Origin of the sequence: Dactylosporangium sp. NPDC000244 (assembly GCF_040300725.1) — a bacterium.
In the GTDB taxonomy this organism is placed as follows: Bacteria; Actinomycetota; Actinomycetes; order Mycobacteriales; family Micromonosporaceae; genus Dactylosporangium.
This window is the reverse complement of the sequence record NZ_JBEPEH010000078.1, coordinates 1-13922: the sequence shown is the minus strand read 5'-3', so window position 1 is coordinate 13922 and position 13922 is coordinate 1. Positions and strand designations below refer to the sequence as shown.

Here is a 13922-nt window from a genome sequence, read left to right as displayed (position 1 = left end):
CACCCTGCCATCATGCCCCGCCAGTGGCCGCCCAAGGGCAGACCAATGACGAGAGGGGTGCGCCCGCCGGCCGGGTGGCCGGCGGGTGCGCCCAGTGGAATCTTCGACCGTGGCTACAGGACAGTTCCCCCCATGGAGGTGAGGGTCGACCAGCCGCTGCCGCTGTTGGTGTACTTCGCGAGCGTCCCGGAAGTGCTCAGGTAGACCTCGGTCCGGCCGCTGACGAAGTTGTAGACCGGCATCGCACCCCCGGCCATGTGGTCGTTGGCGCTGGTGCCGCCCAGGTTCGTCGGCCCCTGCCAGCCCGACGTCGAGGTGTATTTTTCGGTGAGGTTGCCACCGGAGTTGCAGTAGACCTCCACCGCGTGCGCTGCCGGGTCGTAGTACGCGGCGGGGGCGCCCTGACTCACGGTGGCGCCCAGGCTCTGCGGCGCCGACCAGCTCGTGGACGCGTTCCAGTACTTCTGCGTCAGCTGCCCGGCTGAGGTGGCGTAGTACACCTCGCCGTTGTTGTTCGTCGGATTGAACAGCGCCGAGGGCGACCCGCCCATCGCGGCGCCAAGGCTTACCGCGGTCCAGCCCGTGCCTTGGACCCAGTACTGCTCGCTGAGCGTGCCGCCCGAGTTGAAGTACACCTCGGCGTGATTGTTGAAGGCGTTGAACATCGCCGACGGCGAGCCGGTGATCGTGCCGCCCAGGGCGAGGGCGGTCCAGGCGGTCGCCTGCGTCCACCACACTTCGCGGAGCTGGCCGCCGTCGTTGTAGTACACCTCCATTGCATTGTTCACCGGGTTGAACAGCACCGCCGGCGATCCGGACATCGACGAGCCGCCGATCGTGCCGATGTTGTGCCAGATGCCGTCCGCGCTTTGATAGGACTCGGTCAGGTGCCCGCTGGAGTTGTAGTAGACCTCGGTGGCGTTGTTGACCGGGTTATAGATCGCCACCGGGGTCCCGTCGGTCACTGTCCCGGTCGGCCCGCCGGTCGCGGAGCCCGTCTGCGTGCCGAGGCTCGACCAGCCCTGCGCCAGCGCGTTGCCCGTTGAGCGGTAGTAGATCTCTACCCGGCCGCGCAGCGGTGTGTAGACGGCTGGCCCGCCCGTGCGTGGGTAGGTCGGCGCCGGCGGGTCGCCGGCGTTGGCCGTGCCGGAGGACCAGCATACGCCGTTGGCGGGGGTGTAGCAGACGAAGTTTCCGTCGGTCTGGAGTACGAACACGTTGCCGTGGCTGCCGCTGGTGGCGCTTGCCCACAGCGCGGAGCCGGCGGTCTTGGCTGCGGTGGGGTAGATGACGAGGTTGCCGTCGTACTGCATCGTCAGGACCGCACCGGGGTAGCCGGCCGTTCCGTAGGTCTTGGCGAGTACCCCGGTGCCAGTCTCGGTCACGGTCAGCAGCCCGTTACTGAACGTTAGCGTCCCCGCGCGGGTACGCAGCGTCGTGCCGCTCGGGTATACCAGGTCCTCGGACTGCATCAGGATGTTGTCGCCGTCGCCGGAGAGGGTCACCGCGTCGGCGTGCGACAGTGCGACCGCGTAGGTCTGCACCGAGGAGATTTGGCCGTTGAAGACGTCGTCGCGGAGGCCGCCGGCCTGCGTGTCGCCGATCGAGACGCCGCCGGTCGTGGCGACGGTCGTCGTGTGCGCTATAGGCGGGGTCGATGCGGCCCCGATGTAGAGGCTCATCTTGTGCGTCGCCACGTCGAACACGCCGGTCAGGTGCACCCAGACGCCGAGCTGAATCGCGTCAGCCGACGAGACCGTGTCGTAGGCTGCGGTGGTGGTGCTGCTGGACATCGCCATGCTCCAGTGGTGCGTGCCCCGGTCGGCGTAGAGCCGGACGGTCGCGTTGCTCGTGCCGTTCTGGGCGAAGACCGTCCCGCGGTAGTCGGCGGGTTTGACCCAGGCGCTGATGCTGAAGCTGCTCGCCGGGTCGACCGCGCCGCCGGGCGCGGCGATTGTCACCACGCCTCCGGTGCCGTCGAGGGCGAGGTCCGGGCTGAACAGGTCGCCGCGGTGCCAGGCCGCGCCGGTGCCGGTCAGCGAGCCGGCCATGTCGGTGACCTCGCCCGTGCCTTCGTTGAGCGGCCAGTCGTGACTCACGGCGAGCAGCGAGTCGGCGGCCGGGGTGGTGCTGATGGTCGCGGTGCCGCCGCTGATGGTGATTGGGTACGTGCGCCCAGTGCGGGTGTCCTCGACAGTGCGTACGTCCGGGGTGCCGTCGCCGTTGACGTCCTGGAGCTGTAGCTGCAGGGTGAGGGTCTTTGCCGCGTTCCAGATGCCCAGACTGTATTGCTGTGCGAACGCGAGTGTCCCGGCGCCGTAGTCGACGGTGATGCCGGTCCAGAGGTACAGAGCACCCGTGGACTTTTTCCACAGCAGCAGGTTGGTCGCGCCGGAGCTGCTTTGGTTGCTCGCCAGCGTCCAGCCGCCCCACGCGCTGCCGTCGGGGGTGGCCCGGCTCAGCCCGTAGGTCATCGCGTAGCCGCCGGTGCCGTTGGAGTTCGGGAAGTAGTTCAGCGCGCTGCCGTCGGCGGTGACGCCGAGCAGGTCCGGATAGAGGAATCCGGAGGATGCGGCGTTGCCGGCGTTGACGAGCTGCGCCGGAGCCACGCCGGCGGTGTCGGTTATGGTGCCGGCGGATAGGACGCTCGCGCCGTTCTCCAGTTGTAGCGCCGAGCCGTCGCCGGATCCGGTGATGATGACTGCGGTTCCGATCTGGTCGCCGCCGGGGTAGTAGACGAGGATGTCCTGCTGGCTGCCGCCGGTGAAGTGCCCGGTGATGACCTGGCTTCCGGTGTACTGCGTCGGGGCGGTCAGGTTGGTCGCGAGGTGGTTCGGGACCACGCCGGTGCCGTTGACGCCCGCGTCGGTCATGGCCGCGTTGAGGTGTACCCCGGCGGTGCCGCGTGCCTGCCATAGCCCGGCCGGCAGGCCGTTGGCGCCGCCGACGGCCAGCAGGTCCGGCCGCCCGTCGCCGTCGAGGTCGTGGTCGCCCTGCACGGCAGCGGTCACAGCGGTGAACGGCCGCGAGCCGGTGTCTCCGAAGTTGCCGCCGGCGCTCATCGCGGTGACGGCGATCGTGTTGGCGAACCGGTTCGGTTTGATGCTGAACGTTGCGCCGCCGTCGATGTTACTGGCGGCCACGGTGACTGGCGGGCGGCCGTTGAGCTGGTAGGTGTATGCGGTCGGCAGCGTCCCCGGGCCGGGTGTCACGGAGACGCTGACGTTCTGCCCCTGGGTGCCGCCGTTCGGCACCTTGACGGTGGGGGCACCCGGCCGGGTCGGGTCGAAGGCGAAGGTGCATACGTCCGACAACGGGCTGTCGGCTATGCCGTCGTTCGCCTTCACCTGCCACGAGAACTGCGTCACGCCGCCTGGGGAGTTCGTCTTGAGCGTGTTCTCGTCGACGATGAGATTCGCGTTCGAGCCGGAGGCAGGCGTAAGCGGGTTCGTGCCGGTGGACTTGACGACCTGGTGCGGGCTGGTGCCCGTCTTCCATACGTCGATCGCTACGCTGAGCTGGCCACCGTCGGGGTCGCGCACGGGAGCGAAGAGGCTGACGTCCGCGTCGCCGACGATCGTCGGGTTCGACGCCATACAGTCGGTCGACGGCGACGTGAACAGGCCGACCGGCTTGGACGGCGCGTGGTTGTACGTAATGGACAGTTGCGGGGAGGAGGCGTTGAACTCCTTGTAGGCGTTCACGTCCGTGGCCTCGTTGCGCCCGGTGAGCACGAAGGTCTGCGTGCCCTTGCCTCCCGACACGTCCGCCTGCACCGTGGACAGGACGTTGAAGCCGACGCTGGCCGCGGGGCAGCTGCTGTTGTACCCGTGGGCGACGTTCTGCGAGTCGACGGCCGAGCCGAGGCTGACGCCGGACCAGCTGTCCCACTTCGCGTTGGAGCTACTCAGCGTCGTGGACGGCGCATAGACGTCAACGTAGCGGGCCGAGCATGAGTACGACCACTCCTCCGTCGCGGTCAGCTTCGCCTCGTTGATCGTCGCCCCGGCCAGCGCGCTCGGGATCGAGAAGTTCAGCAGGGTGTGCGACCAGATGCCGCCGCTGCCGGAATTGCCGACCTGCATACGCCCGTTCGGGTCGGGGGTCTTGTTGTAGTAGAAGGTGCTCGGGAAGTTCTTCGTGATCGTGGCCCAAGCGGACTTGCCCTGGTTCACGGGCGTCCACGTGGGGTCGATGAAGACGGGGAATTTCGTCCCGCTTGCCTGCATCATGGCCGCGTCCGGCGACAGGGATAACTCCCCGCCGTCGACGCTCACGCGCAGAGCCTTGGCCGGTGCGCCCGAGGAGTCCCACATGGTCGGCGTGGGCGCGGCGAAGACGGGCCGACCGTGCGGGTCGGCGGCGGTGAGGTTCCCGTTCCCGTCGGCACTGATCGTTGCGCCCGTGGCCTGCGTCGCCATAGTCAGCGTCTGCAGCTGCGGGTTGGTCGCCGCAGCCGCGGTGTGCACGACAAAGACCTGGGAGAAGCCCCCTTGGGTGTCGGCGGTGACGACCAGGTCAACATCCGGAAGGACCCCGGTGTAGGTGGCCCGGTTGCCGGACAGCGTCGGCTTCGGCAACGTCATCGGGGCGGTGAGCTGGAGGCCGGCGCCGTTGCTGCGCAGTGAGGCGATGGGCGCGGTCCCGCCGCCGGAGAAGCTCACGGGGCTCGTGGTCACGGCCGGGGCGACGGTGCCGTCGGCGTTGGCGTGCAGGGTCGGGTCGAGCCCCACCCAGGCGGTGCCGACGTGCTTGCGGACGGGCTGAGCGGCGGTGGTCAGCGTCAGCGACCCGTCGGGATTGGCGGTCAGGGTGTCGGTGGGGGTCGTCGCGCCCTCGACGGGCACCGGTGCCCCGGTGGTGCGAGCCTTGGCGATGGCCTCGGACTCGGTCAGCGGCCGGTCGGCGGTGACCTGGGCCGGCACGGCCGGCTGCTGTGGTGCGGCGACCGCAGGCTGCACGGCGACGCAGGTGACGGCGGCTGCGGTCAGCAGGCTCGAGAGCCAGACTGTCCGCCGCGCAGGGCGGGGCACGCGCACAAGCACGCTCCTTTGTAGACAGTGAACGCACGGAAGCATCCACTGCCCCCGTGGTGGGCGCACCGTACCGCAGTCGAAGGTCCTGGCAACACCACATGCGTCGGGTCTGATCCGGCCACCGGAAAGCGTCTATCGACACTGTACAGATTTCGACGGAGATGAATGTCACAACGCAATCGTCATTCGATGACGATTCGGACAGATAGACAGTCTTTGGGCCTTGACGATCTTGGATGCAAGGCCGGAGGCTCCTTGCGATCCACGTCGGATCCTGAATCGGGGGACAGCTCTGTGGCTTCGTTGTCACGTGTTCGAGGCCGACTGGCCGCCTTCTCGGCCGCCCTGCTGCTCGCTACGACGCTGAATGTCGTTCCGGTGCCCGCGTGGGCGTTGCCGCCGAGGCAGGCGCCGGCGGTGCCGGCCTCGCCGTCGGTGCAGCATGTGACAAAAGCGGCATCAAGATTCGCACCGCCGAAGGACACCTCGACGCCGTATCGGGCCACGGCCACGGCGTGGCCGGCCGAGTCCGCGCTGAACGGGCGGGTGAAGGTGCTGGGCCATGACAAGGCACTCGCGGCCGGCATCGACGGCGTGCTGCTGTCGGTGGCGCCGGCGACGGGCGATACCCAGGTCAGTCTGGACTACGGCTCATTCGCGCAGGCCTACGGCGGCAACTATGGCTCCCGCCTGCGGATGGTGCAGCTTCCCCCATGTGCGCTGAGCGATCCCCAGCGGGCCGAGTGCCGAACTGCGACGCCGCTCAAGTCGACGAACAGCCGCTCGGCGCATACGGTAACGGCGACGGTCCCGGCACAGTCCAAGGACGTCGTGCTGGCGGCGTTGTCGAGCACCGACCCGGGGCAGGAGGGCGGCGCGGCCGGCAACTACGCGGCGACCGGACTCAAGCCGTCGGGGTCGTGGACGAGCGGCTCGAACACCGGCGCGTTCACGTACAGCAACCCGATCGTGGTCCCGCGTGCGGCCGCCGGTCCGGTGCCGAGCGTGGCGCTGGCGTACAACTCCAGCTCCGTCGATGGACAGACCTCGGCGACTGCTGCGCAGTCGTCGTGGGCCGGCGACGGCTGGACGACGCCGGACTCGTACATCGAGCAGACGTTCGTGTCGTGCTCGGACAAACCGGAGGGCTCCGCGCCGCCGACCGTCACCGCCGACATGTGCTACGCCGGGCCGATCCTGACATTCTCGCTCAACGGCACCTCCGGCTCGCTGGTGTGGGACGCGGCCAAATCGGTGTGGAAGCCGCAGAGCGACAAGGGCGAGGTCGTCGCCCACGTGACCGGTTCGGGCAACGGCAGCGGCACGTATAACACTGATTACTGGACCATCACGACCCGTGACGGCACGCAGTACTCCTTCGGCCGCAACCACCTGCCCGGCTGGGCGAGCGGCAACGCAGCCACGAACTCGGTCGACTCCGAACCGGTCTACTCCGCCCACGCTCCGGACACCACCCACACCGACCCGTGCTGGAACACCACCTACACGCTGTCGGTCTGCACGATGGCGTACAAGTGGCACCTGGACTACGCCGTCGACGTACACGGCAACGCGATGTCCTACTTCTACAACCAGGACACCAACTTCTACGGCGAGCGCAACGGCGCCAAGAAGACCTCCTACGTCCGTGACAGCCACCTCGCCCGTATCGACTACGGCTTCACCGACGGCAACGCCTACGGGACCGTGCCGAACCAGGTCGTGTTCAACACCGGGGACCGCTGCCTATCCGGCACCTGCCAGCCGCTCAACGCCGCCAACGCGCCGAACTGGCCTGACGTGCCGTTCGACTTCATCTGCGCGGCCGGCTCGAGCACCTGCCAGGCCGGGTCGCCGTCGTTCTTCTCCACGGTCCGTCTCACCTCGATCGAGACACGGCAGTACTCCCCGGCCGCATCCGCGTATAAGACCGTCGACTCGTACGCACTGAGCCAGACGCTCCCAGCCCCACACGACCTGACCTCGCCAGCGCTCTGGCTCTCCTCGATCACCCGCACCGGCTACGACATCAACACCGGCGCATCGATCACGAACCCGCCGGTGACGTTCACGCCGACGATCTCGATGCCGAACCGGGTGAGCTCGGCGAGCTTCCCGGAGCTGGACCGCTTCCGCGTCCAGTCGGTCACCACGGAGACCGGCGCCGTCATCACCGCCACCTACTCGCTGACCGATCCATGCACGGCGCCGGTGAGCATCGCGCCGGCAAGCAACACCTCATCGTGCTATCCGGTGAACTGGACGCCAGACGGATACAGCGCCCCGTTCCTGGACTGGTTCAACAAGTACGTCGTCACGAAGGTCACGATCACCGATCCGACCGGGCTCGCCCCGGCCACGACGACGAGCTACCAGTACCTTGGCGGCACGGCCTGGCACTACGACGACAACGAGGTGGTGCAGTCCAAGTACCGCACCTACGGGCAGTTCCGCGGCTATGGCGACGTGAAGACCTTCACCGGCGACGCGACAAACGACCCGCGCACACTGTCGGAGACGACCTACTACCGGGGCATGTCGCACAACAACGGGGGCGCCGCGCTCAACATCACCGACTCGCAGGGCGGTACGCACGACGACACCGACCAGCTCGCCGGCAGCGCACTGGAGACCACGTCGTACCTCGGCGAGGGCGGCGGCATCGATAACTCCACGATCACGTCGTACTGGGTCTCGGCCGCCAACGCGTCCCGCAGCCGCACCGGGCTACCCGCGCTGACTGCGAACTACGTCGCCGTCGCCGAGACCTTCGCCCGCCAGGCGACGACATCGACGGGCAGCACCGTGTGGCGCTATACGGAAACTGACACTACCTACGACACCGTGTCCGGGCTGCCGACGGCCGTCTACGGCCACACCGTTCCGGCGGACACCGCCTTCGATCGGTGCACCACGACGACGTACGCCGCCGCGAATACGACCAAGAACCTCGTCGGGCTCGTGTCGCGGACCGAGACCGACAGCAAAGCCTGCAACCACTTCACCGCCGGCAACCCAGCCTCGGTGCCCGGCTCTCTCAACGCGCTTACGGCCCCGGCGTCGGTGACCCGCCCTGGCGACGTCGTCGCCGACACGCTCACCTTCTACGACGACCCCATGTTCGCCACGACGTTCCCGCAGGCCGCGGCCCCGTCCAAGGGCGAACGCACGATGGTGCGCCAGGCCGTGGACGCCACGGCGTACCGCACGCAGAGCCGCGCGAGCTACGACACCCGCGGCCGCCCGATCACGACCTGGGACGCCAACGGCAACCAGACCGGCACCGCCTATGCGATGAGCACCGTCGGCCTGACGATCGGGACCACGACGACCAACGCGCTCGGCCAGTCCGCGAGCACGACGATCGACCCCGCGCGCGCCGTCACCCTCACTATCACCGACGCCAACACCGTGGTGACGACCCAGCGCTTCGACCCGATGGGGCGCATCACCGCAGTCTGGACCAACTCCCGCAGCACGAGCCTGGCCGCGAACTACACGTACGCCTACCAGTTGTCGAACACGGGCACCACCGCGGCCACGACCAACCGCATGACCGAAACCGGCGTCTACCTGCCGTCGGTCGTGATCTACGACGCCCAGCTGCGCGTGCGCCAGCAGCAGGCCACCGCGGCCGCCGGTACCGGCCGGGTCATCTCCGACACGATCTACGACTCCCGAGGCTGGATCAAGGCAACCTACAACGCCTGGTACGACGCGGCGAACGCACCAGGCACCGCGATCGCCTCGGCCACGTCGCTCGGCGCCAAGGTAAACAACCAGGACCAATACACCTACGACGGCCTAGGCCGCCCGGTCGTCGACACGAAGCTCAAGAACGGCGTCGTGACCTCCACCACCACCACGGTCCGCAACGGCGACCGCACCACGGTGATCCCCCCAACCGGGGGCGTCATCACCGCGAGCGTCCTGGACACGGCAGGGCGCAGCACGGAGCTCGACCAGTACACGTCCCCGCCGACCCTGCACACCCCGGCGAACACCTTCACCGGCATCTGGACGGTCACCGGCGGCACCAAGACCGCCACCACGTACGGCTACGACAGCCGCGCCAACCTCAACCGCACGACCGACTCGGCCGGCAACGCCTGGATCTCGACGTTCGACATCCTCGGCCGGCGCACCGCCACGACCGACCCCGACGCCGGCTCCTCCACGTCGTCCTACGATGCCAACGGCAACCTCATCGAGTCGAAGGACAGCCGAAACGCGACGACCTCGTACACCTACGACGCCCTCAACCGCAAGACCGCACAGTTCGACGCAGCGACCGCAAGCCAGTCGCCGACGAACCAGACCGCCGCATGGGTGTACGACAACGCCAACACCGTCGCCGGGGTAACCCACGCCATCGGCCACCTCACAACCCAGACGAGCTACGCCGGCGGCAACGCCTACGTTACCCAGCAGAAGGACTTCAACGTCTTCGGCGAGTCCCTGGGCACCAAGGTGACGATCCCTACGGCCGAGGGCGCACTCGGCGGCGACTACATCTACGGCCACTTCTACACCACAAACCTAGGCCTGCCCCTCAAAGACGTCCTGCCCGGCTCGGCCACGAGCGCGCTGCCCGCCGAGACGGTGGTGCACACCTACACCACCAACGGCCTGCCCAACGGCCTGACCGGCCTGACCGGATACGAGCAAAGCACCGCCTACGACGCCTGGGGCCGGCCGACCCAGGGCACGTTCGGGGCAGCGCCGAACCAGTCGTACCTCACCACCACCTACGACCCACACACCGGCCGGATCGTCGATCAGCTCGCCACCCGCCAGACGGGCACACCCGCGAACGTCGACGAGCAGGCGTACACCTACGATCTCGCCGGCAACATCACGAAGCAGGTCGGCACCCGCTCGGACACGAGCAGCCTCAGCGAGACCCAGTGCTTCGGCTACGACGCCCTAGACCGGCTCACCAACGCCTGGACCGCCAACGACAACTGTGCCGTCACACCGACCTCGGCCAGCCGCGGCACCGTCGGCGACAACCTCGGCAGCACCAGCACCTACTGGACGGCCTGGAACATCGACCTGCTCGGGCGCCGGACCCAGCAGACGCAATACGGCGCCACCGCCGCGGCCGACGTGACCACGGCCTACACATACAACACCACCCAGCCGCACACCCTCAGCGGCACCGCGAAGTCCGGTGCCTCGACAGGCACCACGTCCTACGGCTACGACGCCACCGGCAACATCACGACCCGCAACGCCGCCGAGGGCAACCAGACCCTGACGTGGAACAACGCGGGCCACCTGACCCAGGTCAGCGGCGGCACCGCGGGCACCAGCCAGTTCGTCTACGACGCCGACGGCTCCCTGCTGCTGCAGAAGGATCCCGGTACCACCGTGCTGTACCTGCCCGGCCAGCAGCTCACCCTCAACACGGGCAGCGGCACCGTGACCGGCACCCGCTACTACGCCCTGCCCGGCGGTGGAACGGCGGTGCGCACCGGCACCGCTGCCACCGCGGTCACCTTCCAGCTAAGCGACCTGCACGGCACCCCAGCGGTCTACCTCAACTACACCGCCTCGGTCCCGTCCTGGCGCCAGAGCACCCCCTACGGCGCCCCCCGCGGCGGCGCCGTCACCGCCCCGGACAACCACGGCTTCCTGAACAAGCCGGCCGACGCCTCGACGGGCCTGACCTCGGTCGGCGCCCGCTACTACGACCCGATCACCGGCCGCTTCGCCAGCGTCGACCCGGTCCTGAACGCGAGCGACCCCCAGTCGTTCGACGGCTACTCGTACGCGTCGAACAACCCGGTCACCTTCAGCGACCCATCGGGCCTGTGCCCGGCCGACCGTTGTCCCGGCTACGGCCAGAATCCCGGCCTGAGCAGCGGGGTCAAGGACAAGGACGGCCCGGGCGGCAACCGAACCGGCGAGTCGCAGCCCAAAACGAACCCGCAACTGCCTTGGCTGAGCAAGAGCACCAACTCAGGGTCGCTGAAGAACATGTCGCCCAAAGAACTCAAGACGTGGCTGGCCGACAAGGGCTGCGACATGACGGGCGAGAGCTTCACCAACGCCGACGCCATGCGCTGCGCCCAGCACAGCCCGGACAACTGGATGGCCATGTGCGTCCAGGTCTGGGGCCAGACCTACGAGGCCTGCGGCCACGACCCGTTCGACAAGGGCGACTGGCGCCCGCTGCTGGTGATTGGCGCCCTGATCTGCGGCCCGATGATCGTCGAGTGCGTCGCCGGCGTCTACGACTTCGCCGCCTACGGCGGAACCGGCGCCGCCTTCCTGGAGTTCGGCGGCCTGGCCGGCACCAGCGCCATCCTGGACACCGAAGCTGCCGCAGTCGAGGCGGACGTAGCAGCCGAGCAGACAGAGAACCGTCTCACCTGCACTGGCAACTCATTCTCCGCGGATACCCGCGTCGCTATGGCCGATGGTTCGACGAAGGCGATATCCAAGGTTGAGGTTGGCGATCGAGTACTGACCTCTGACCCCTCGACTGGCGTCACATCAACCCATGTCGTCACTGCCCTGCATCGCAATACTGACACAGCCCTCACCGACCTTACCGTGAGTGGCGACGGTCCGACTGTCGCAGTCGTGCACACAACCCAGGAGCACCTGTTCTGGAGCGACTCGCGGCACCGATGGATTCCGGCGAGCGAGCTCAAACCCGGGGAGGTGCTGCACTCCGCCGACGCGTTCCGAACAGCAGCGCCTGCCGCAATGCACGTCGATGGGGTCGTAAACTTTGATGGCATCGCCACCATGTACAATCTCACCGTCTCCACCACCCACACCTACTATGTGATCGCTGGTAAGACCCCCGTGCTCGTGCATAACGAGCAATGTAGAAATGCTAGAGGAGAATTCCAGAAAAGCGATGGTACTCCATCGCGGGTCGGCGCGAACGACGAGAAATTGTCGCTCGACATGCTCGAAACGGAAGGCTTCGAGGTCAGGAGGGGTGCGGTAACTGTAGATGTTCCCATTGGTGAAAACGGCGAACTAGTAGAGCGGGAATATGATGGCGCCGTAAAGCTCGATGGCACGTGGTATGGTGTGGAGACAAAGGGCGGTGCCTTCAGGTTGAGAGGTAATCAGCCCCAAGCGGACGCATGGCTGAACACTCCGGGCAATTCTGCGGTGAGTCGGGGAAATAATGGTGGCCTTACAATCGAGGGAACCCTTAATGTCTGGGTCGGCTAATGTCGCCCCCTGGTTGCGCTCAAATACTTTCAAGGTGTATTCATGAGTTTCGACTTAATTGTCTGGGACGCTTCCAATAATCCACCGACAACACTCGAAGAGGCTGATCAACGCGATGAGGATCTGGCTGAATTATTTTCAGCACCTCTCGGTGCTGCCGGAGAGAGGCCGGTACCTGGCGAACGGATGCTTGGTCTTGTCGCTCGGGTTGAAGACATGCTTGGCCGGTTGTCTGCTGGAGAGGGAGGGGGCTTTTGGGCAACTCCACCGGCCGTCGGGGACGACTTTGTAGTGATGACGTTTTCTCGGTCGATCGCTGTACATGCATTGAATGTGTTGAAAGAGCTGTGTTCCGATTCAAATATTGTTTTCTATGACCCTCAGAGTGGGAAGCTATATCGCCCAGGCGGTGGTAGTGGGGGGGATGAAGGCGAGCTCATCTGTTCGGATGGAACTGTAGTATGCAGGCCGACGGACGCTACCATCATGAAAGTGGTCCGATCTGTTTCGAACGAAGATTGGTTTGTAACGCTAGACCTTGGCGCGCGCTTCGTTCAGGTAGGTTTAGGTGTGAATGCTGGGATGTCGGATGGAGTGCTCTCCCTGGAGGTCAGGGAAAGCGACACCACTGCTGTCCAGAAATTTCAGGTGACCGATCTGCAGCTCTGCGTTGATGTATTCCTGGCGTTTCGCCGAAATGATCCGAAATGGAGGGTTTACTTCGTTCCCCGTGAGGAATGAATTTTATAGGTGCTGTTGGGTGGCGGCGGGAGGGGATGGATTCCCGAACGCCGGAGGGTGCGGACAAGTTGGCAGACCATGACGCCGGGTACGCCGCTACTTAACGAGTCCGGCGAGGCCTAGCGCGATCCAGTTCGCGGACTTTATATCTTTCGGACCAACAGTACGGCAAATCCTGGTGGATCGGTATATTACGCGAAGCCGGAATGCCTTACCAACAAGACCGGGGTGGCTCTAACGCAGGGTCATTGCGTAGTCGTGTAGCTGCTGTTCACGGCGGTGATGAGGTCGTGTGATCGGCGGTTGGCGTGTATGGTCGCTCGGGCGATGTTGGGTGCGTTGTTGGTCCGGTGGTAGCCGATTGTGGTGTTGCGCAGGGTGGCTATGACAGCGGGCCCGGTGCCGGTCCGGGCTTGGTGGAGGTCTTCACGGAACGTCACATCGCGCACGTGGTGGACGCGGTTCTCGATGTGCCAGTGGCGTCGGATCCAGTCCTGCAGGTCGCTGGGCTGGGCGTGGCCGGCGGCCAGGCTCACGGTCAGGTAGGCGGTTTCGCGGCTGGTCTTGCCGTTAGTGGTGCGGGTTCTGGTGATCCGGATGGCCTGCTGAGCGTGGGGGAAGCTGATGCCGCCCGGGGTGTGGAGCGTGACGGCTTTGACGGTGCGGGTCTCGCGGCGGCCGTGACCGGTGTCGCGGGTGCGGTTCCCGACCGGGATCTGGGCCCAGGGCAGTCGTTTGAGCTGGTGCCGGCGCGGGATCGGTCACACCATCCCGGAGCGCATCGATCAGCAGGACGGCCGGCGCCGGCGCGGCAGCCGCGGCGGGCGGCCACCACGTTCGACGCGCACCGCTAACCTCGGTCTTTCGTTAGCTGTTGATCAAGGCTGTTTGGCAGCTGGTTGATCTTCTCGTGGGCGGCGCGGATGGGCTGGGCATGGTGGTGAC

At 66.7% G+C, this 13922-nt stretch carries 4 protein-coding genes; 2 read left to right on the top strand and 2 right to left on the bottom strand.

Features of this window, described 5'->3' with window-relative positions:
- Positions 1 to 113: 113 nt before the first annotated feature.
- Complete coding sequence (locus tag ABT369_RS55980) at positions 114 to 5033, bottom strand: LamG-like jellyroll fold domain-containing protein (protein ID WP_350626620.1); 4920 nt, start codon at positions 5031 to 5033, stop codon at positions 114 to 116.
- A gap of 297 nt (positions 5034 to 5330) precedes the next feature.
- Here ABT369_RS55980 and ABT369_RS55975 point away from each other — a divergent pair, with 297 nt between their 5' ends.
- Together ABT369_RS55975 and ABT369_RS55970 are read left to right on the top strand one after the other, a co-directional pair.
- On the top strand, positions 5331 to 12236 hold the full coding sequence (locus ABT369_RS55975) for an RHS repeat-associated core domain-containing protein (protein ID WP_350626618.1): 6906 nt from the start codon (positions 5331 to 5333) through the stop codon (positions 12234 to 12236).
- Positions 12237 to 12278: 42 nt separating this feature from the next.
- Positions 12279 to 12977 (top strand): hypothetical protein, encoded by a 699-nt coding sequence (locus ABT369_RS55970; protein WP_350626616.1) that lies wholly within the window; start codon positions 12279 to 12281, stop codon positions 12975 to 12977.
- Between the two features lie 245 nt (positions 12978 to 13222).
- Here ABT369_RS55970 and ABT369_RS55965 read toward each other — a convergent pair whose 3' ends face one another.
- Positions 13223 to 13693, bottom strand: coding sequence for an ISAs1 family transposase (locus ABT369_RS55965; RefSeq protein WP_350626659.1), 471 nt, complete (start codon positions 13691 to 13693; stop codon positions 13223 to 13225).
- Positions 13694 to 13922 lie beyond the last annotated feature (229 nt).

What these genes read in the sequence shown, in the direction of transcription:
- ABT369_RS55970 (WP_350626616.1), top strand. Translation starts at nt 12,279, where the DNA reads ATGAGTTTCGACTTAATTGTCTGGGACGCTTCCAATAATCCACCGACA.